The following is a 17,166-nucleotide window of genomic DNA, read 5'->3' as shown; positions in this document are numbered from 1 at the left end:
ATTGATTTGCTCGCTCGTTGTTTAGCCGCCTCTACCGAAAGGTTGCGGGGAGCGAAGCTAATGACTAATGATTAATAACTAATAACTAATAACTAATAAGCTTCTGTATGGTTGGCAGTATTACGAGGATTTCGAGCGCCGATGGAAGCACCAATTAAAGCCGCCGCTAACCCTAATAACGAGCCTAGGGTGAAATACCAACCCACCTTAGCCACGTTACCGGCGATGTCTCTTGTTTGTTGAGCCGTAATATTAGGGGCGTTGTTGGGGACGTTAACACCTTGATTAATAATTTCTCCTGCATTAGAAGCTACCACCCCAAAAGCACCAGTAATACCACTGGCAAGTAACCAACTTCCAATAGTCAAGGTAGTAGCCCACAAAATAGCCGCGTTTAATAAAGCGGTGCTTTTATTGATTGGGCCACAAGTACGGGAAGTGATCCAACCGCCAATTAGCAGCGAAATAAACAAACTAATAATAGACCAAATGCCGATGGCTGAACCGACATCTCCTGCATCAGAGCGAGGTGATCCTGAATTGGAAAGACCACTTAAGCCAATCGCTGTTCCTAAACTGCTCAGAATAAGTTGAGTGCTTAGAGCCACCACAAAACCCGCGAAAATAGGGCCCCATCGTACCCGATCATGATAACTTTTAACGGTGACAGGGACTTGACGCTCAGCAGTAACTCTACCTATCGGCTCATTAGTATATGCCATAGTTGCTTAACTCCTAGAAAGAGGTTCAATAAGTAATCTAATAACTATCCAAATAATAATGAAAGAGCTTGAAAAATTTTCTCTGCCTTAAGAGTTAAGTATTGCCGAGTTTTATTTAAATTTTTTAGGTATAAAGAAATGCCAGCTTTTTAAAAAAACTATTTCTAAGGATTTGATTAACTAATTCTTTAGACAGATGAGATAAATCAAGAACAGTCAGTAGGGTATAGCTAGATTACATCTTCTCTATTCATTGAGATCCAATTTTTTTAAAAACCGAATTAAATGTTTATGAAACTCATCAGTTGCCCGCATATAACAGGCATGACCGGCATTTTTTAAGGTCACTTTTCGGGTATTAGGCATTAATTGAACTAATAAATCAGCATCCGACACCGGAATAAGACGATCATTACTACCCCAAATGGCTAAGGTGGGGGTTTCTATGCCTTTGAGTTGCTCTCGATATTTGCCAATTCCAACAGGAGCAACCGCGACAAACCCCCTTAATTTGTCTGGATGACTCGCCACTAAAGGCAAACTGTAGCCCCCACTCATGGACGGAGAGACGATAACCGGTTGCTGTAATGCTAATTCCTCTAGCAATAACAGTAAAAATGCTTCACGAGGAACAGACGGGCTTTGAGAATCGCCATATCCGGGTAAGTCGATAGCGAAGGCATGATATCCCTGTTCTGCCATTAATTGTAGTGTGCCGATTTCTCGCCACGTCTGTGAATTAAAACTCGCTCCATGTAAAAATAATAGGTGGCTTCCTGTAGATGTACCTGCTTCTAAATAGTGTATTTTTGCCCCTCGAATTGAGATATTTTGAGAATTAATGCTTGTTTCCATGATTTTTTCCCTCAAGGCTAATAGTTATTTTGATGTTTATCATAAACTACATAAATTAAAGAAAATTAGGGTTTAATTTAATAATTAATTTATATTTTTATTATCATTATTTTTTTTAATAATACTTATTAATTTTTTAAAACAAAAAACTCCGGCTTGACCGGAGTATTTAATAAGATCCTACCGTTAATGGCAGGGTTTAAAATTACGTTGAAAAAATCTAGATTTAGCCACCCCTTTAAGGGCGGGGTTGACCATTAATTAATTAACATTAACTTTGATCACTCGGTTTTGTTCTTCTTCTGCTTTGGGGAGAGTCAGTGTGAGAATTCCGTCTTTATAGTCGGCGGTAACATTAGTATTTTGAACCTTTTTAGGCAGAGGAATTACTCGCTCAAATCTTCCATAACGGAATTCACTACGGGTTACTCCGTTATTTTCTGTCTTGTTTGCTTCTTGGCGTTCACCGCTAATAGATACGACATCTTTAGTAACTTGAATGTCGACTTCTTGAGGATTTATGCCCGGAATTTCTAGCTTTAGATAAAGGGCTTCATCTGTTTCTGAAAGCTCGGCGGCAGGGACAAAGTTGAATTGGCTATTTTCGGTTCTGGCGGGAACGAAGAAGTCGTCAAAAAGACGATTCATTTGACGTTGTAAGGTTTCAAGTTCTTGGAAGGGAGAGTAACGAATGATAGGCATATCTTTGAGATCCTCGGGTTAAGAATCGTAAATAAAACTTTGAATATTTGCTTATGATTTAATAATAGATCTATCCTCAAAATTAGCTCATTCGGTTTGAGGAACAAGTTTGAGAGTCAGCACCCCGCGCTAAAGCGACGGGGCATCATGCCTCTCCTTTAGGTAGCTGACCAGCCTAAGTCTTAGCTGACTACGTTAGATAAGTCACGACACCCTAGAATGCGTTGCTAGTTCTCGGCTCTGTCGTTAGCAATTAAACATCTTTACGAGGGGTAAGGAAGTGTTGTTAACAAATACAAGCTTATTTAACATTGGCGAAGCTCACATCACCCTAGAAATAGGAGACTCATAAAGAGTTATGTCAAAAGTGTTTGTTTTGGCTCCCAACAAAAAACCTCTAAATCCTGTCCATTCAGGGCAAGCAAGAAGGTTACTAAATCAAGGAAAGGCAGCAATCTTTCGCCGAATACCTTTTAGTATCATTCTTAAAAAAGAGGTTAACAATTCTGCTAATCCACTTCGGGTAAAAATTGACCCAGGGGCAAAAACTACAGGATTGAGTCTTGTTAACGACCAAACTGGCGAGGTTATCTGGGCAGGAGAATTAACTCATAGAGGTTTTGCTATTAGAGAGTCTCTAACCAGCCGTCGTCAATTAAGACGCAGTAGAAGAGGTCGCAAAACTCGGTATCGCCAGCCTCGTTTTAACAACCGTAAAAGAGTTGATAAATCTCTACCACCTAGCTTAATGTCCCGTGTTCATAACATCTTGACTTGGGTAAGAAAACTAACAAGATTAGCAATTATTACAGCTATTTCGAGCGAGTTAGTCAGGTTCGACACCCAAGCTCTTGAGAACCCTGAAATAAGGGGAACTGAATACCAACAAGGGGAATTAGCGGGTTACGAGGTTAGAGAGTACCTTTTAGAGAAATTTAACCGGAAATGTATCTACTGTAGCCAAACTGATACTAGATTAGAAATTGAGCATTTAACACCCCGAAGTAAGGGAGGTAGTAATCGAGTTTCTAATTTAGGGATTGCTTGTCAACCCTGTAATCAAAAAAAGGGTAACAGAGATGTCCTATCGTTTCTAAAAGGGAAACAAGACTTAGCTAAAAAAATACTAGATCAAGCTAAAAAGCCCTTAGCTGATACGGCTGCGGTAAATGCTACTAGATGGGAATTGTTTAATCAATTAAAACAGTTCAATTTACCAGTAGAAGTAGGTACAGGCGGATTAACTAAGTTTAATCGGTGTCGCCAAAATCTTGATAAGACACATTGGCTAGATGCTGCTTGTGTGGGGCAGTCAACTCCTGAGCAATTAATAATAAAAGGAGTAAGACCTTTGTTAATTAAAGCTAATGGGCATGGAACTAGACAAATGTGTGGCACTAATAAATATGGCTTTCCTATTCGTCATCGTTCCCGAATAAAAATCCATAAAGGATTTCAAACCGGAGATATTGTCAAAGCAATAGTAACTTCTGGGAAAAAAATCGGTATTCATGCCGGCAGAGTTCTATGTCGTGCATCTGGAAGTTTTGATATTGCAAGTAAGTCTGGAAGGGTAACTGGAATTAGCCACAAAAATTGTCGGGTAGTACATAAAAATGATGGTTATGCTTATGAATTTTAGACGCGGGTTAAAACCAGCGAGTCGCGCTTCCCCCTCGCAATAAATTAACGAGGCTTCCGCGCTCCCGTATTTTTTTAGGTGATTACCGAACCCATCAAACAACAGAACAGGTGGGGAGCATCTCCTATTCCTATTCAGGTGGAAATGCCACCAGCTTAAATGTCCCTGTATAGTCGATTAAATAATCAAATGAATCAGAGTAAACACTGGGATTTTAGTCCGCCTTCCCCCTCAGACTTAGGGGATCATGATGTACCTTTAGAAGGAACTCATCTACAAGGCAAACGCATCGCCCTACTGATTACAGGGGGAATAGCCGCTATCAAAACCCCTTTTATTGCCCGTGCTTTACGGCGAGAAGGGGCTGATGTCGTCGCCTTTACCTCTTCTGAGGCTTTACGATATGTCACTATCGACAGTCTAGAATGGAGTACCACTCACCCAGTGGTGACTAAGTTAACCTCAGCCGCCGAACATCTCAGTGATAGTAGTCCGTTTGACGCTTATGTGGTGGCTCCCGCTACTTACAATACTATTAATAAAATGCGCTATGGAATCGCTGATGGAGTCATTACCTCAACTTTAGCCTCAGCCTTGGGACGCATGGAACAGGGCAAAACTAACATTATGATAGTTCCCACCATGCACGGCAGTCTACACAATGCGATTCTGAGCGAATCGTTAAAAACCCTGCATAGTCTGGGTGTAGCCATTATGCCGCCTAGAGACGCTTATGGTAAGCATAATATTCCTCATGAACGGGATATCGTCGTAGAAGTGTGCAGACTGGTGAGCCATTCTCCTCTCAAGGATATCTCGATTCTCGTAACCGGAGGACCTACACCGGTACCCATTGATAATATTCGTCGTCTGACTAACCGTTTTAGTGGGAAATTAGGAGCAACCATTACCGAAGAATTGTATTTAAGAGGGGCAGATGTTCATTTAATTCACGGTGAGGGAAGTTATCAACCTGCCTCTTATTTACCCTATCAATTGGCGAAAACTTATGATGAATATTTGGCCTTAGTTTTAGAACAACTGAGTCAAAAAAAATATAAAATCGGCATTTTTACAGCCGCCGTTGCTGACTATAAACCCGAAACAATTCTGCCCGGTAAAACCCCGAGTGGCGGACAGTTGAAAAGTCTTAATTTAGTGCCAACTCTAAAAGTTATTGAAGAAGTTAAGCATAAGTTTCCGGATTTGTATATGGTGACCTTTAAATATCAAGAACAAGTGTCTCATGAAGCCTTAATCAATATTGCCCAAGAGAGAATTAAACAAGGTTATGCCGCCGTAGTCGCTAACCGAGGTGAAGAAATCGAATCAGTTGGGGAACAAGTGGCTTATTTAGTAACCGCAAATCAACCCCCACAACAGATGATCGGGAAAAAAGAAATCGCTGTGATCATCGCTGATCATTTAGAAAAAATCTTAAATTAATTGCTCAGTCCATCAGTTAAAGGATCTACATTTTGAGAGAGGAGAGTTGCTCAATGTTGTTGAGACAATCAAAAAACCCAAGTAGAAAAGGATTCATCAAAAATGATTATTGTTGCCATTGGCACTCCTCCCGAGATTCCTAACCCTCCTATTCCCGATCCGAGTCCTAGTCCGGTTCCCTTACCCAATCCTCCTATCCCCGATCCGAACCCTCAACCTGATCCTTTACCGACTCCCTATCCCCCTCCTGATCCTGATCCTAATCCTATTCCTCCTCCGAGTCGTTCTCCTGAGATTAATCCGGGTGCTCCCTCGAGGTTAATTAAGCTCTAGTTAGCATCAGTTTATTTCTCAGGACTGAGGTTAGCTCTAGCAAAAATTGTTTAGCTAAAAAAAGATAAAAACTAAAGGAGATTGACGAAAAATGTCACCCGAAAAATCTGATCGTTTAATAGATTTTTCCCACGCCTCAGAAAAGCCAACCTCATTAGATGTCAACTCTTCGTCCGAGGCTTCAGAACCTTTACCCGATGATCATTTACCTAAGAATAAAGAAGATGAAAGCGAGGGGGAAGGCGTGCCAAAAAGCCTTGTCGATGATCAAATAACTATTGCCAATATTCATGCTGGCTAAAATCAATTTAAGCCCATCAATATTACTTTAATTCAAAGAGAAATCTGATGACAGACAAATTTAAAAAAGGTGATCAGGTAGAATGGAACAGCACCCAAGGAAAAGTCAAGGGCACTGTTAAAAAAAAGCTTACCGAACCCACTGATATCAAAGGACATCACGTCGCCGCTTCTCAAGAAAATCCTGAATATTTAGTAGAAAGTGATCAAACCGGCCAAGTGGCGGCTCATCGTCCTGAATCTCTCAAAAAAAATGATTAAATGAATTTTTCTCTAATTTTGGCTAAATAAGTTAATTAGAGCAAAAAGACCAAAAATAACCAAAGCCACAATCAGCAACCAATATTGCAAAGAATAGAGTTTTTTTAACTGTTTTAGGGCATCCATTAAATTTTCCAGATCATGCCCTCTTGTTTTTGCCACTAAACTGAAAGAGGAAGCGGCTTTATAAGTCCAAATTCCAATGGCTAAATTGATCAGCCCGCTAATGATAATACTGGGTGGGTCAAGGGTGGCGCTAGTTAAATGCAATATTCCCGCAAAAGCTTGTACAACGCCTACGGCCATAAAAAAATAGCTGACGAATTTCATCTTGCCCGCTAAATCCCCAATGAGCTTTTCTTCGGTAGTATTAAACTCGTAAGAAGCGGCTTGACTAATTTGAGGTTCATTATTGTATGATTCCATGTTACAGTGACCTTGAAGTAGCGACTTTTTAAAATAAGTGGTAACGATTATATCTAATCTCTTAGAGTTAACCCGATTAATTGTTATACCACCAATGACAAATAAAGTTACAAAATTTTCATCAGACACTGAGCAATTCTTTTAGCCGCACCAGGTAACCCCATCCGCCGCCGTCCATTTTCAATCATCGCTTGCCATCGATCAGGGTCTTGTAAAAGAGATTGTATAGCACAGGCTACCTGTGCCGGTTGTTGCACTAAAGTAACAGATATCCCTAATAAACGAGTTTGAGCCTCAGCAAAAGTCGAGGTAAACTGAGGCCCTTGACCAGAAATTGTAATCGCAGGTTTCCCTAAACCAATAAATTGTTCTGTAGCCGTTCCTGCCATAGCAATAGCGATTTGTGCTTGATTTAAATATTGTTTATAGGCATTTTGGCAGAGCCTTAAGCGAGCAGAACCATAAGTAAAAGTTAATCCTTGAGGGTCTAATTTAAAAATATCTGGCGGCTGTATTTGCCAGCCTTCTTTAATTAAGTAGTCTTGAAATGGCTCAAACGGTAAAGCCGGAGCGAGTGCTGCTAAAAAGATTAGTTCTCGATTTCTAAATGTTTTAATCACTTCCGCTACAGCAGCGATGATCGTCTGCCAATTGCGTTGTGCTTCGGGATTTCTTGAGCCGGGTAACAGCAGAATGGTTAATTGATTACTGAGAGGTTTAACCTTTGAGACTGTATCGATTTCTACTTCAAGGTCATCCATCATGGGATTACCAAAATCAAATGCAGGTATAGACCACTGCTGCAAGATTTTTGCTGTCAGACTATCTCGAGGAAACACGGCTTTACAGCGAGGACGACTCATTAAAAATCGTTCCCAAGGAAAATAATAAGACCCTGACCAACGATAGATCCAGGGGGTTTGAGGCAACCATCCATATTCATCTTGCCAGTAATATTCGGATTTAGCCGTTCCCACAAAAGCATAGTCAGCCCCACTGATCCAGGCCAATAATAGGGGCAGTATATCACCCACTGCTAAAATTTTTCCCCCTTGAGCGGCCCATTGACGCACGAGTTGATATTGCTGTTGAGTCAGCTTCAGGAGTCCTTCTTTTAAGTCTCCCCATAACTGTCGCCTATCCATGTAAATAAATCCCCCCGAAGGCATTTGTTGTACAGGTCCAATAAGGGAAACTTTCCGATTTTGGTAAGCGTGTCCTTCACCTACAAGGGGTAACGCGGCTATCTGGGAAATCTTGGGATAGTGTTGTAATTGTTCTATGATCCTTACAGCAATAACATCTTCCCCATGACCGTTACTCAAAATAAGTAGTTTCATTCACATCCACACAGACGACAATAATTTAATCTTAATATTTTGTCATCTTTTCGCTGCCTTGCTTTAACCGACTATTTTTATGTATATTGGACCTACCCTAGATCAACTTCTGACCCCTCCCATGAGTAAACCGATTTTCTCTCGTCAATCTAGATTTAGTTACTTTTTTGTAGCTAGTTTACTCTTGACAGTAATCGTCTATATTTTACGAGGGGTTGGTGTTCTGAGTTTTATTCCGGGCGGACTAATTTTGATATTGATCGCTAGTTCTATCATTACAGGGCTGATCTATGCCATAGACCGAACTCGCCGCTTTTGATGGGCTTGCTGCCACCCCAAAATTTTTATTGAATACCACAAAAAAATGTTTTAGTCAAGGAAATATCTGCTAAAATAGCTGTAAAGTCAGAAAATCCTGATTAAGACTTGACAGTTGTCATTAAAGATGTATATTAGATCTAATAATAACTATACGGTCAAGGTTTATCTCCAAGAAACCCAACTATTTAAAAATCAAAAATCGAGAGACGTAAATAGGTCGTCATAATCAGAAAAGCGTGCCTAATTCGTTTTTCAGTGGAAATTTAGTGGAGAGTAGGAATAAAATGCTGGTGCTATCTATCCTTTCCTTAATCATTGCTTCCCTGGCAGCTTTTTTAAGCTTAAACACTGAAGAAGAAATTGTTAAAGTGGCATCAGGATGCACTGCGGTGTTATTAATTCTTTTAACTTTGCTGGTGGCACCCTGGTTACTCAAACTGGTTCTGGTGGCTGTTCCCTTGCTTTGGGATAGGCTCAACAACCGCTCAACTCAAAAGTTGACTCACTAAAAATTTTAGGGTAAATTTAAGCGCACCTCAACAAACATCTGCGCGTAGGGAGAATTTCTATATCGCTCAAGCTTTAAATTACGGTTTTTAAAATGCGAAATTTTTCAGCTTATTAATGTAGACTACGAATAATACGCTTTTTCCTTTGGTAAGGGTACTTTTTGAAGTGCCCTTTTTTCCTATTCCATCAGTAAAATAAAACAAAAAGTTGCTTCAAGTGTCGTTAATTGTAGAGATTCGCCGTCAATGAAACTGATAAGGAAAACATCGTTAATCATCCTATGGTCTATTATAGGAGAGCTAAGTCCTTTATTAGTCCTAGCTCAAACCCCAAAGCCAATTGATAGCGTTAACCTTGGGGAGCGTTCATGGATAGCTCAAAAAACAACTGAAACAACATCAACACCTTCCTCTTCCCAAACCCCAGAAAATCATCAGCCAAATAAGCCATCCACACCCGCAGATAACACCACCACCGTCAACGAATGTTGGCAACCGAATGAAACGCTACCCCAACCCCAACCTGTAGCACAAATTGAGGAAAGTTCTCCCCCCCAAACGGTTAAGGAAAATAGTGATTCTTCAGCCGCTTCCCAGGAAATAGACTCTCAACAAAGTGCAGAAGAAGAAGCCAAACAGTCTCAAGAAAAAGAAAAACCCGTTAGCTTTATTCCTAAACCAACATCCGAAGAAATAGCACTTTATCAACAATTGGCTCAAGCTGATCGCTATTATCGTTGTGGACAGTCAACAGTGGCTGAAAAATTATATCGAGAAGCCAAAAAACCTTTTGAGGCAGAAATAAAATATCAACGGGAACTGATTCCACAAGCGATTTATGACCCTCAATATCTTCAACCGGGGGGAGCAGTATACTGGCGATTATATCAAGAGGCCTTAAAAGAAAAGCGTCTACAAAGTAAAATTATTGCTCCTTTAAAACTGTTGACTGAACAGCATCCCGAATTTATTCCGGCTCATCTTGAATATGCCAAAATTCTCAAAGAATATGGTCAGAAAGAACAAGCTCAAGAAGTTTTAGAAAATGCCATTACCCTTTATCCAAATGAAGCCCCTTTAGTTAAGGCAAAAGTCGAAGCTGATATGGCCGCCAAAAAATGGTTAGACGCTTCTTTAACGGCTCGCCGCTTTGCTTTATTTAATCCGGATAATTACTTGGCTGCGGAATTTCTGCAATTAGCTAATGAGAACTTACAACGCTATAAGAATGATTTGCGTTCTAAATTAACCTTGGGAGCGGTTGGAAATGCTGTTTTAGGCGGCATTGGTTATGCTTTCTTCGGAAATATTGGCGGGCCTATATCGGCTATTGAAACCGTCACATTATTGATCCAAGGAGAAAAAGCGATCGGCGAAAGTTCCGCGAAACATTTTCAGAAAAGACTGACTTTGATCGAAGATGAAGAGGTTCTCTCTTATGTACGGGAAATTGGCAAAAAGCTGGCGGCTGTTGCTGGTAGAAATGAATTTAATTATGAGTTTTATGTGGTCATGGATGATAATCTCAATGCTTTTGCTTTGCCAGGGGGAAAAGTGTTTATTAATGCAGGGGCAATTCTCAAAACTAATTCAGAAGCCGAATTAGCGGGATTGATGGCTCATGAACTTTCTCACGCGGTTTTATCTCACAGTTTCCAAATCATGACTGGAGGGAATTTATTGGCAAATGCTACGCAATTTGTTCCCTATCTCGGCTCATCGGCAGGGGATTTAATTACGCTTAATTACAGTCGGGATATGGAACGGGAAGCCGATATTTTTGGCACTCGCTTACTGGCGGCTAGTGGTTATGCGGCTGATGGTGTTAGAAACTTAATGGTGGTATTAGAAAAAGAAGATGACCCAAGTCCTCCTGCCTGGTTATCCACTCACCCTGATACTTCAGATCGGGTGAAATACGTAGAAAAAATGTTGGTTCAAGAGCGATTAAATCGTTATGCTTATGAAGGCGTTGAAAGACATTGGAAAATCAGAAACCGAGTGGGAGAATTGTTAGATAAGTACCGCCAAGAAAAGGAAGAAAAAGAGGGAAAAAAATCCAAAAAGCCCCCGGAAACTACGCCAAAAACTCAACAAATAATTCAACAACAACAAGAAAATAGGCCGATTTGATTGCAAAAAATTCTGCTCTATTTGATCTTAGGGTTCAAAGTCATCCCTTGAAATTGATGAGCGGATTCCCCTGATGGGCTTTTGAATTGATTAAAGCGCTCATACATAGTGAGGGAGAGGAAAATAGTAATAATAATGAAAATTGGGCTAAAAATCAATAAATCTTTATAACGCCACCAAAATAAGTACAAGTGTATTTTAAAGAATTGTGGTTTGTTAGAAAGCATACTTTTTGTACCTGAATAAAAGAGCTAGACTTAAACAAAGAAAATGTGTAATTAAAAGATTTGAAATTTTTTAAAGATGAGTTTAACTTTATATTTTTTGCGACATGGAGAAACAAACTACAGCCGCACAGGGAGTTATTGTGGGGTATTAGACCCTGAATTGACTCCTGAAGGAAAAGAAATGGCTCAAGCTTTTGCTAATAAGTATAAATCTGTACCTTGGTCGGCGATTTACGTTAGTCCGATGAAACGAACTATCGCCACTGCTCAACCTTTATGCGAAGCCACAGGCATAGAAATGCAGTTACGAGATGGGTTAAAAGAGATGAATTTCGGACAATGGGAATCTAAAACCCCAGAATGGGTTAGACAGCATTATCTCGATGATTATATTAATTGGATGACTGAACCGGCTTGGAATCCTCCCACTGAAGGCGAAACAGCAGTAGAAGTGGCCAGTCGTGCGTTATTAGTGATTTCTGAAATTGAGGCTAAGTATACTAATGGTCATGTTTTAGTTGTTTCTCATAAAACCACAATCCGTATTGTTTTATGCAACTTACTGGGGATCGATTTGGGACGTTACCGTGATCGTATTGCCATGCCGGCAGCAACTCTTAGCGTGGTTTCGTTTGATGTCCACGGCCCCTTGTTGGTGCGTCTGGGCGATCGCTCTTATATGAGTGAAGAATTACAGTCTCGTCCTGAAAGCTAATCACGGCTAAGAGTGAGAATCATTCTCGGTTTTTCTCTTCAATTATCTGTGATTCTTCCATACCCTCCCATCGGGTTGGTCTTTATACAAGCCTCTTCGTCTAAAAACAAGAAAATAACGAAATTCTTGTTTTCGGGTTTGCCACTTATCCTTGACGGAATACCAGCCGCTTTTTACCCCTCTTCACAATCTAACTGGTTTGGGTTTAATAGTTTTTTTAAAATGCCTTCGTTTGCCAATCTCGATAGATATGCGTCGGGAGCATCGCTGGTTGACGCTTGTTCAAGATTTGTTGATGAGGCATCTTTAAGGCTCTGGCTTGCTACCTAGTCTTTATATTTTCATCGTTGACCTTCCCATTGATTAGTTGGTAATTTCAAGGGGGTTTAACTTGATCCCCATAATCTCAGTATGCTATAAAACTGTATCAATTTTTACAGAATATCCAAAATTTTACATAACTTCATACACCCTTGCCTGTTACTTAGGTAAAGTTTTAGGTATTTTATCTATGCTCGCTTAGGCCTGAAGCTTGATGTCAGTTTACATGAGGATTGAAAAAATTGTTAATTAATCTTCCGTCTTCTAGATGAACAATACGGTCAGCGATATCTAAAATTCGGTTATCGTGAGTCACCAATAAAATCGTACATTTTTGCTCTTTGGCCAGATGTTTCAACAAATTAACCACATCCCGTCCGGTTTTACTATCTAAAGCCGCCGTCGGTTCATCTGCCAAAATTAACTGAGGATGACTCACTAAAGCACGGGCGATGGCCACTCGTTGCTTTTGTCCTCCGGAAAGATTTTCAGGATAATAATGAATTCGTTCTCCTAATCCAACCGCTTTTAACATGGCTTCAGATTGAGCCTGAACTTGTTTTTTAGTAAAATTGTCATGAAGTTCTAGTGACATTTGTACGTTCTGGCAAGCTGTCAAAAATGGCAACAAATTATGGGCTTGAAAAATATACCCAATTCGACGACGGACTTCCACTAATAAATCCTCATTGGCTCCATTCAGTTGTTGAGCTAAAATGTGCAAACTTCCTTCTTGAACAGAACGTAAAGCCCCTATTAACGATAATAAAGTGGTTTTTCCTGAGCCTGAAGGACCAGTCATAATAACAATCTCACCGGGATAAATAGCTAGATTGATATTAAACAAGACTTGTTTTTTTAAATTGCCTTGACCAAAATAATGATTAAGCTGGTGAATAGCAATTACGGGTTTCATATCGGTCTAAGCTGCTAAAAAATATCGGCAGGATCGGCGGCTTTCAGTTTTTTTACAGCCGTTGCTCCAGAAATAAAACACATAATAATGGTTGAAACCAAAACTAGGCTTGCTTTATCGAGAGTCATGGCTACCGGCAGAAGAGTGGCTCCTTTAGTAAACTGATACTGAATAACAGCAATCAGAAAGCCAGGTATATAGCCAAGAATAGCAATAAAAAAGGCTTGTTGTAAAACCATAGATAACAAATATCTATGTCGATAGCCAATCGCTTTTAGAGTAGCATATTCAGACAGATGCTCGGAGACATTAGTATAGAGAATTTGATAAACGACCACCATACCGACGATCATCCCCAGACCGACACCCAAACTAAAAATAAAGCCAATGGCTGTACTACTCTGCCAATAATTAACTTCAAAGTCGATAAATTCTTTTTTTGAAAGAATTTTCACATCTGTCGGCAAATAGGTTTTGAGTTTACCAATAAATTGTTCTAAATTGGTTCCAGATTTGAGTTTAATTAAACCAACATCAATGGCGCTCGGGTCTCGATAAGGAAAAATTCTTAAAAAATTCAGGTGACTGGTGAGCAAATTGCCATCGGAACCAAAAGATGAGCCTAACTCAAAAAAACCGACCACTTTAATGTGTCGATTTGACTGACTAGCGGTTATTTCTGTAGTCACTTGGCCTTGTTTATCAAACATAGAAACTATCGGACCAAATTCTGTGCGAGAATTGCGATCAAACAAGACTACATCAGGTTCAGTGAGTTTATCTAAATTTTCTGCCACTCCAGGAAAATTAAAGATACGGTATCTGAGATCAAAGCCAATAATATAAATTAAGCGCCAATAGTTTCTCGTCTGAGGATTTTTCCACTGAGCCATATCTAAGTAAATAGGGCTGACAAAATCCACTTCGGGAAAAGCGAGTGTTTGCAACAATCGACGTTCAGGAAAACTTTGCATAGCCACTAAAGCGGTAGAGCGGGGACTAATTAAAAAACAATCTCCCTCCAACCCTTTATGTAAACGCACAGCACTATCAAAAAGAGCATCTCGCAGCCCCAATTGCATAAAAATAATGACAACGGCAAAAACCACACCAGCTAAGGCTACGACGAGCCGAATTTTTTGGTGTCTGAGTTGTAACCAAGCTGTCGGCAGCTTATTAAACATGAGTTTTTTAGAGGATATTTAGGGTTTTAATTAGAAGGATTGATGATTACATTGACTTGTAAGTTAGTTAAATGGGCAACTCGCTGAGAATCTTGGGCATTTAAGCGGATTTTGACCTCAACCACTCTAGCATCAGCATCAGCGACAGGATCAGTTCCGAGAACATTTTTGCGACCAATCTGCAAGCCAATTTTGTCTACTGTACCTTTTAATTGCTTGGTAACCCCATTAGCTGTAATGATTGCTGGCTGACCAACTTTAACGCGAGTGATATCTGTTTCATAAACTTCTGCGGTGACATACATCTGACTGGTTTGTCCGAGTTCTACAATACCTTGGTCTCGACTCACCATTTCACCCGCCCAAGTATGAATTTTCAAAATTTGGCCATCTTTTGGAGAGGTAACATAGGCTAATTTTAAATCCGCCTTCGCTTTGTCCACAGCCGTCTTAGCCGATTCTAGTTCAGCTTTAGCCACTTCTATGTCTTCTGGACGGACTTGGGCGGTTGCTTGTAGGGTAGCTTTGTCAGCATTAATTTGGCTTTTGACGGTTTCAATTGTTCGTTGTAGATTAGCGTGTGCTTGTTGGATTTGCTCTTGACGGCTGGTAATAATGCGTTTTAAATTGGCTTGTGCTTCGTTAACTTGTTCTAGCGTAGTTTTCTGTTTTAAACAAACACTGTCTCGAGATTGTTGGGAAACGCCCCCTGATTGGTAGAGAAACTCATAGCGCTGACAATCGCTAGTCGCATTGTCTAACTGGGCTTTTAATCCTTGAATCGTAGCTATTTGGGCACTTTTTTCCCCTTGTAATTGGGCTTCTAAATCAGCGATCGTTGCTTTTTGGGTATTAATTTGTCCTTCTAATTCTGCTTGTGAGCCTTCAAATTTAGACTTCTGAGCGGTGATTTCACCCGATTTCGCGCCGGCCAACACTTGAGCCAGACGAGCTTGGGCGATTTTTACTTGACTATTGGCCTGACGAAGTGCTGCTGAGAGGCGATCATAGTTATCAAGAATGGCGATTTTTTGTCCGGCTTTGAGGCTATCTCCCTCTTTGACTAACAGCTTATCTACACGTAGTCCATCCATCATGGCCGGAGCCGATACTTGGATAACTTCTCCTTTAGGTTCTAAATATCCCAAGGCAGCAACCGCTTTGAGAGTGGGTTTAGCATTGGATGCTACGGGGGAGGAAGAAGGGGATAAAGCTAGAGAGCTTGCTAATTGCTGGCTAATTAACTGAGATTGGGGTAACTTAACCACAACACCCACCAACAAACCGACAATGGGGATGATGACTGTCCATCGCCACCAGGGTTTTTTAGGGGTTTTAGTATGAGCAGAGGAATTAAGGGGTTCAGGAGCCTCAAAACCCGGGAATTTTACGTCTAAATTGCTGTTTTGGTCGATTAATTCGGGGTTAAATGGCTTATTATCGAGCAATTCTCGATATTGCTCCATAAATACTTCTTGCATCTGAAGATAGCGACGCTTAAGTGTCAATCTTTCGGCTAACTTTTCCTTTTTTTGTCGCTTTTTCACTAACTCCATTTCTAGAGTAAGAAGCTCTGAGTCGGGAGCCTTCCTAAGTTTCTCCTCTAACTCAGCAATGGTTAATTCGTACTCAGTTAGTTCTTCTTCTTGCTCACTGAGTAATTGTCTACCTTGTTCCAACTCTTGTTTTAAGTGGGTGAGCAGTTGCTCCAATTCAACCGAAGGCCAATTATTACCTAAGGTTGGAAGGTTTAGCCCCGACAAGGGTTGTTCATAAGTGGTTTCAATAATAAATCGCTCCATTGTTTAACCCTATACCAGCAATCTGGCTGACTAATTTAATCGTTTCATGTATCAGTCTATGTTTATATAATTCCCTAAAATTTTAGCAATATTATCATTCTCTGGCCAAAATTTTCGCATCAATTTTTTCCAGTAGGTTAAGAGGGTTTTGGTTTCCTGAGTTAGTGAGACTTTTTTCAGTTGTCAGTCAAATTTAAGACAAGACAAATGCTTGTTGGTTGTGAGTCCAACTTTTTCGAAAAGTTGAGTAAGATAAATCGGCTTTTTGGGTTCTAGGCAGAAAAGCTGTTGATACTCCTTTAAGAGTCATATATACTAAATATGAATAGCAGCATTCCACAACCTCCAAGCTCAAAGGTTGTATGTAATACAGTCCTGGTGCTTTTTGTCGGTTCCAATAGTCATCATCAGGAAGATTGCCTTGAGGAATGGTTACCATTTGATTTTTATGGAAGGGTAAATGTAAACTTTTCAAAATACGCATTAAACTTTCATGCTGGACTGTAACGATTAACTTAATAGCTTCTAGACGACAAATATTTTGCATTCCGGCAATCAAGCTCATCATGACAAGACGAGAAAGGTCTAGGGAAAGATGACGAGAAATAGCAAAGGCTGAGATTTCAGCGATCGGGAGATTGTACTCATCAAAATTGTATTTCCAGTGTTCTCTGCCAAAAAACTTTTCGCTCTTTAACAATTTTTGGGGAGACCTAACTTGAAGATTCATGTTGCCAATCACCTCGCCCTCTAAAGAGATGACTACGGCATAATCATTACCATCAATTAAATGTTCGGTATTCCAGACCTCATGGTAAACTTTTTCCGCTAACAAGCGTCCTCGCTTGTAGAAAATATCGTTTGTATCTACAAGGTGAACTTCGATTGAAGAGGTAGTGAATTGATTAGAAGCAGATGCTTCCTTAAAAACATTCGCTATAGATGCTTGCATAAGATGACTCCTGGTTATGTTATGTCGAAATTTTTGTTCATTTAAGAAAAAATTTGTTT

Annotated in this window: 18 protein-coding genes; 9 read left to right on the top strand and 9 right to left on the bottom strand. The window is 40.1% G+C overall.

Features of this window, described 5'->3' with window-relative positions:
* Positions 1-92: 92 nt before the first annotated feature.
* The 3 genes from CYAN7822_RS18175 to CYAN7822_RS18165 form a co-directional block, all read right to left on the bottom strand.
* Positions 93-722 carry a hypothetical protein gene (locus tag CYAN7822_RS18175; protein WP_013323720.1) on the bottom strand — a complete coding sequence of 210 codons (630 nt, stop codon included), beginning with the start codon at positions 720-722 and terminating at the stop codon, positions 93-95.
* Between the two features lie 246 nt (positions 723-968).
* On the bottom strand, positions 969-1,577 hold the full coding sequence (locus tag CYAN7822_RS18170; protein ID WP_013323719.1) for an alpha/beta fold hydrolase: 609 nt from the start codon (positions 1,575-1,577) through the stop codon (positions 969-971).
* Between the two features lie 261 nt (positions 1,578-1,838).
* Positions 1,839-2,279 (bottom strand): Hsp20/alpha crystallin family protein, encoded by a 441-nt coding sequence (locus tag CYAN7822_RS18165; protein WP_013323718.1) that lies wholly within the window; start codon positions 2,277-2,279, stop codon positions 1,839-1,841.
* A 358-nt stretch (positions 2,280-2,637) separates the two neighbouring features.
* Here CYAN7822_RS18165 and iscB point away from each other — a divergent pair, with 358 nt between their 5' ends.
* The 5 genes from iscB to CYAN7822_RS18140 all read left to right on the top strand — a co-directional run bounded on the left by iscB (position 2,638) and on the right by CYAN7822_RS18140 (position 6,261).
* Entirely contained in the window at positions 2,638-3,921 is a 1,284-nt protein-coding gene (gene iscB, locus CYAN7822_RS18160; RefSeq protein WP_013323717.1) for an RNA-guided endonuclease IscB, read from the top strand.
* Positions 3,922-4,110: 189 nt separating this feature from the next.
* Positions 4,111-5,367 (top strand): phosphopantothenoylcysteine decarboxylase domain-containing protein, encoded by a 1,257-nt coding sequence (locus CYAN7822_RS18155; RefSeq protein WP_041933300.1) that lies wholly within the window; start codon positions 4,111-4,113, stop codon positions 5,365-5,367.
* A 102-nt stretch (positions 5,368-5,469) separates the two neighbouring features.
* The gene (locus tag CYAN7822_RS18150; protein WP_013323715.1) at positions 5,470-5,700 is read left to right on the top strand and encodes a hypothetical protein; all 231 of its coding nucleotides are present in this window, start codon (positions 5,470-5,472) and stop codon (positions 5,698-5,700) included.
* Positions 5,701-5,791: 91 nt separating this feature from the next.
* A complete protein-coding gene (locus tag CYAN7822_RS18145) occupies positions 5,792-6,001 on the top strand; it encodes a hypothetical protein (RefSeq protein ID WP_013323714.1) in 210 nt (69 codons plus the stop codon).
* Positions 6,002-6,048: 47 nt separating this feature from the next.
* Positions 6,049-6,261 (top strand): hypervirulence associated TUDOR domain-containing protein, encoded by a 213-nt coding sequence (locus CYAN7822_RS18140; RefSeq protein ID WP_013323713.1) that lies wholly within the window; start codon positions 6,049-6,051, stop codon positions 6,259-6,261.
* Between the two features lie 12 nt (positions 6,262-6,273).
* On the opposite strand, the gene CYAN7822_RS18135 is transcribed toward CYAN7822_RS18140, so the two are convergent.
* Both CYAN7822_RS18135 and CYAN7822_RS18130 read right to left on the bottom strand, forming a co-directional pair.
* On the bottom strand, positions 6,274-6,687 hold the full coding sequence (locus CYAN7822_RS18135; RefSeq protein WP_013323712.1) for a hypothetical protein: 414 nt from the start codon (positions 6,685-6,687) through the stop codon (positions 6,274-6,276).
* 107 nt (positions 6,688-6,794) lie between these two features.
* Positions 6,795-8,027, bottom strand: a complete 1,233-nt coding sequence (locus CYAN7822_RS18130; RefSeq protein WP_013323711.1) for a lipid-A-disaccharide synthase-related protein — start codon at positions 8,025-8,027, stop codon at positions 6,795-6,797.
* Positions 8,028-8,106: 79 nt separating this feature from the next.
* Here CYAN7822_RS18130 and CYAN7822_RS18125 point away from each other — a divergent pair, with 79 nt between their 5' ends.
* From CYAN7822_RS18125 to CYAN7822_RS18110, 4 genes are all read left to right on the top strand, one after another.
* On the top strand, positions 8,107-8,346 hold the full coding sequence (locus CYAN7822_RS18125) for a hypothetical protein (RefSeq protein WP_013323710.1): 240 nt from the start codon (positions 8,107-8,109) through the stop codon (positions 8,344-8,346).
* A gap of 286 nt (positions 8,347-8,632) precedes the next feature.
* Positions 8,633-8,857 (top strand): hypothetical protein, encoded by a 225-nt coding sequence (locus CYAN7822_RS18120; protein WP_013323709.1) that lies wholly within the window; start codon positions 8,633-8,635, stop codon positions 8,855-8,857.
* Positions 8,858-9,103: 246 nt separating this feature from the next.
* Positions 9,104-10,990 carry a M48 family metallopeptidase gene (locus tag CYAN7822_RS18115; RefSeq protein WP_013323708.1) on the top strand — a complete coding sequence of 629 codons (1,887 nt, stop codon included), beginning with the start codon at positions 9,104-9,106 and terminating at the stop codon, positions 10,988-10,990.
* Between the two features lie 303 nt (positions 10,991-11,293).
* A complete protein-coding gene (locus CYAN7822_RS18110) occupies positions 11,294-11,932 on the top strand; it encodes a histidine phosphatase family protein (RefSeq protein WP_013323707.1) in 639 nt (212 codons plus the stop codon).
* Between the two features lie 538 nt (positions 11,933-12,470).
* Here the strand turns inward: CYAN7822_RS18110 and CYAN7822_RS18105 are convergent.
* The 4 genes from CYAN7822_RS18105 to CYAN7822_RS18090 form a co-directional block, all read right to left on the bottom strand.
* Positions 12,471-13,169 (bottom strand): DevA family ABC transporter ATP-binding protein, encoded by a 699-nt coding sequence (locus tag CYAN7822_RS18105; RefSeq protein WP_013323706.1) that lies wholly within the window; start codon positions 13,167-13,169, stop codon positions 12,471-12,473.
* 14 nt (positions 13,170-13,183) lie between these two features.
* Entirely contained in the window at positions 13,184-14,353 is a 1,170-nt protein-coding gene (gene devC / locus CYAN7822_RS18100; protein ID WP_013323705.1) for an ABC transporter permease DevC, read from the bottom strand.
* A gap of 26 nt (positions 14,354-14,379) precedes the next feature.
* On the bottom strand, positions 14,380-16,155 hold the full coding sequence (locus tag CYAN7822_RS18095) for an ABC exporter membrane fusion protein (RefSeq protein WP_013323704.1): 1,776 nt from the start codon (positions 16,153-16,155) through the stop codon (positions 14,380-14,382).
* Between the two features lie 193 nt (positions 16,156-16,348).
* Complete coding sequence (locus tag CYAN7822_RS18090) at positions 16,349-17,107, bottom strand: hypothetical protein (protein ID WP_013323703.1); 759 nt, start codon at positions 17,105-17,107, stop codon at positions 16,349-16,351.
* Positions 17,108-17,166: the final 59 nt, after the last annotated feature.

Origin of the sequence: Gloeothece verrucosa PCC 7822 (genome assembly GCF_000147335.1) — a bacterium.
GTDB classification, from domain to species: Bacteria; Cyanobacteriota; Cyanobacteriia; order Cyanobacteriales; family Microcystaceae; genus Gloeothece; species Gloeothece verrucosa.
The sequence above is the reverse complement of the archived record's forward strand: the minus strand, read 5'-3'. Positions and strand labels throughout refer to the sequence as shown.

Bases quoted from the DNA above. Each gene is read 5' to 3' on its own strand.
- CYAN7822_RS18155 (WP_041933300.1), top strand. From the start codon at position 4,111: ATGAATCAGAGTAAACACTGGGATTTTAGTCCGCCTTCCCCCTCAGAC.
- CYAN7822_RS18095 (WP_013323704.1), bottom strand. From the start codon at position 16,155: ATGGAGCGATTTATTATTGAAACCACTTATGAACAACCCTTGTCGGGG.
- CYAN7822_RS18110 (WP_013323707.1), top strand. From the start codon at position 11,294: ATGAGTTTAACTTTATATTTTTTGCGACATGGAGAAACAAACTACAGC.
- CYAN7822_RS18105 (WP_013323706.1), bottom strand. From the start codon at position 13,169: ATGAAACCCGTAATTGCTATTCACCAGCTTAATCATTATTTTGGTCAA.
- iscB (WP_013323717.1), top strand. From the start codon at position 2,638: ATGTCAAAAGTGTTTGTTTTGGCTCCCAACAAAAAACCTCTAAATCCT.
- CYAN7822_RS18175 (WP_013323720.1), bottom strand. From the start codon at position 722: ATGGCATATACTAATGAGCCGATAGGTAGAGTTACTGCTGAGCGTCAA.
- CYAN7822_RS18140 (WP_013323713.1), top strand. From the start codon at position 6,049: ATGACAGACAAATTTAAAAAAGGTGATCAGGTAGAATGGAACAGCACC.
- CYAN7822_RS18135 (WP_013323712.1), bottom strand. From the start codon at position 6,687: ATGGAATCATACAATAATGAACCTCAAATTAGTCAAGCCGCTTCTTAC.
- CYAN7822_RS18165 (WP_013323718.1), bottom strand. From the start codon at position 2,279: ATGCCTATCATTCGTTACTCTCCCTTCCAAGAACTTGAAACCTTACAA.
- CYAN7822_RS18090 (WP_013323703.1), bottom strand. From the start codon at position 17,107: ATGCAAGCATCTATAGCGAATGTTTTTAAGGAAGCATCTGCTTCTAAT.
- CYAN7822_RS18170 (WP_013323719.1), bottom strand. From the start codon at position 1,577: ATGGAAACAAGCATTAATTCTCAAAATATCTCAATTCGAGGGGCAAAA.
- CYAN7822_RS18120 (WP_013323709.1), top strand. From the start codon at position 8,633: ATGCTGGTGCTATCTATCCTTTCCTTAATCATTGCTTCCCTGGCAGCT.
- CYAN7822_RS18145 (WP_013323714.1), top strand. From the start codon at position 5,792: ATGTCACCCGAAAAATCTGATCGTTTAATAGATTTTTCCCACGCCTCA.
- CYAN7822_RS18125 (WP_013323710.1), top strand. From the start codon at position 8,107: ATGTATATTGGACCTACCCTAGATCAACTTCTGACCCCTCCCATGAGT.
- CYAN7822_RS18115 (WP_013323708.1), top strand. From the start codon at position 9,104: ATGAAACTGATAAGGAAAACATCGTTAATCATCCTATGGTCTATTATA.
- CYAN7822_RS18130 (WP_013323711.1), bottom strand. From the start codon at position 8,027: ATGAAACTACTTATTTTGAGTAACGGTCATGGGGAAGATGTTATTGCT.
- devC (WP_013323705.1), bottom strand. From the start codon at position 14,353: ATGTTTAATAAGCTGCCGACAGCTTGGTTACAACTCAGACACCAAAAA.
- CYAN7822_RS18150 (WP_013323715.1), top strand. From the start codon at position 5,470: ATGATTATTGTTGCCATTGGCACTCCTCCCGAGATTCCTAACCCTCCT.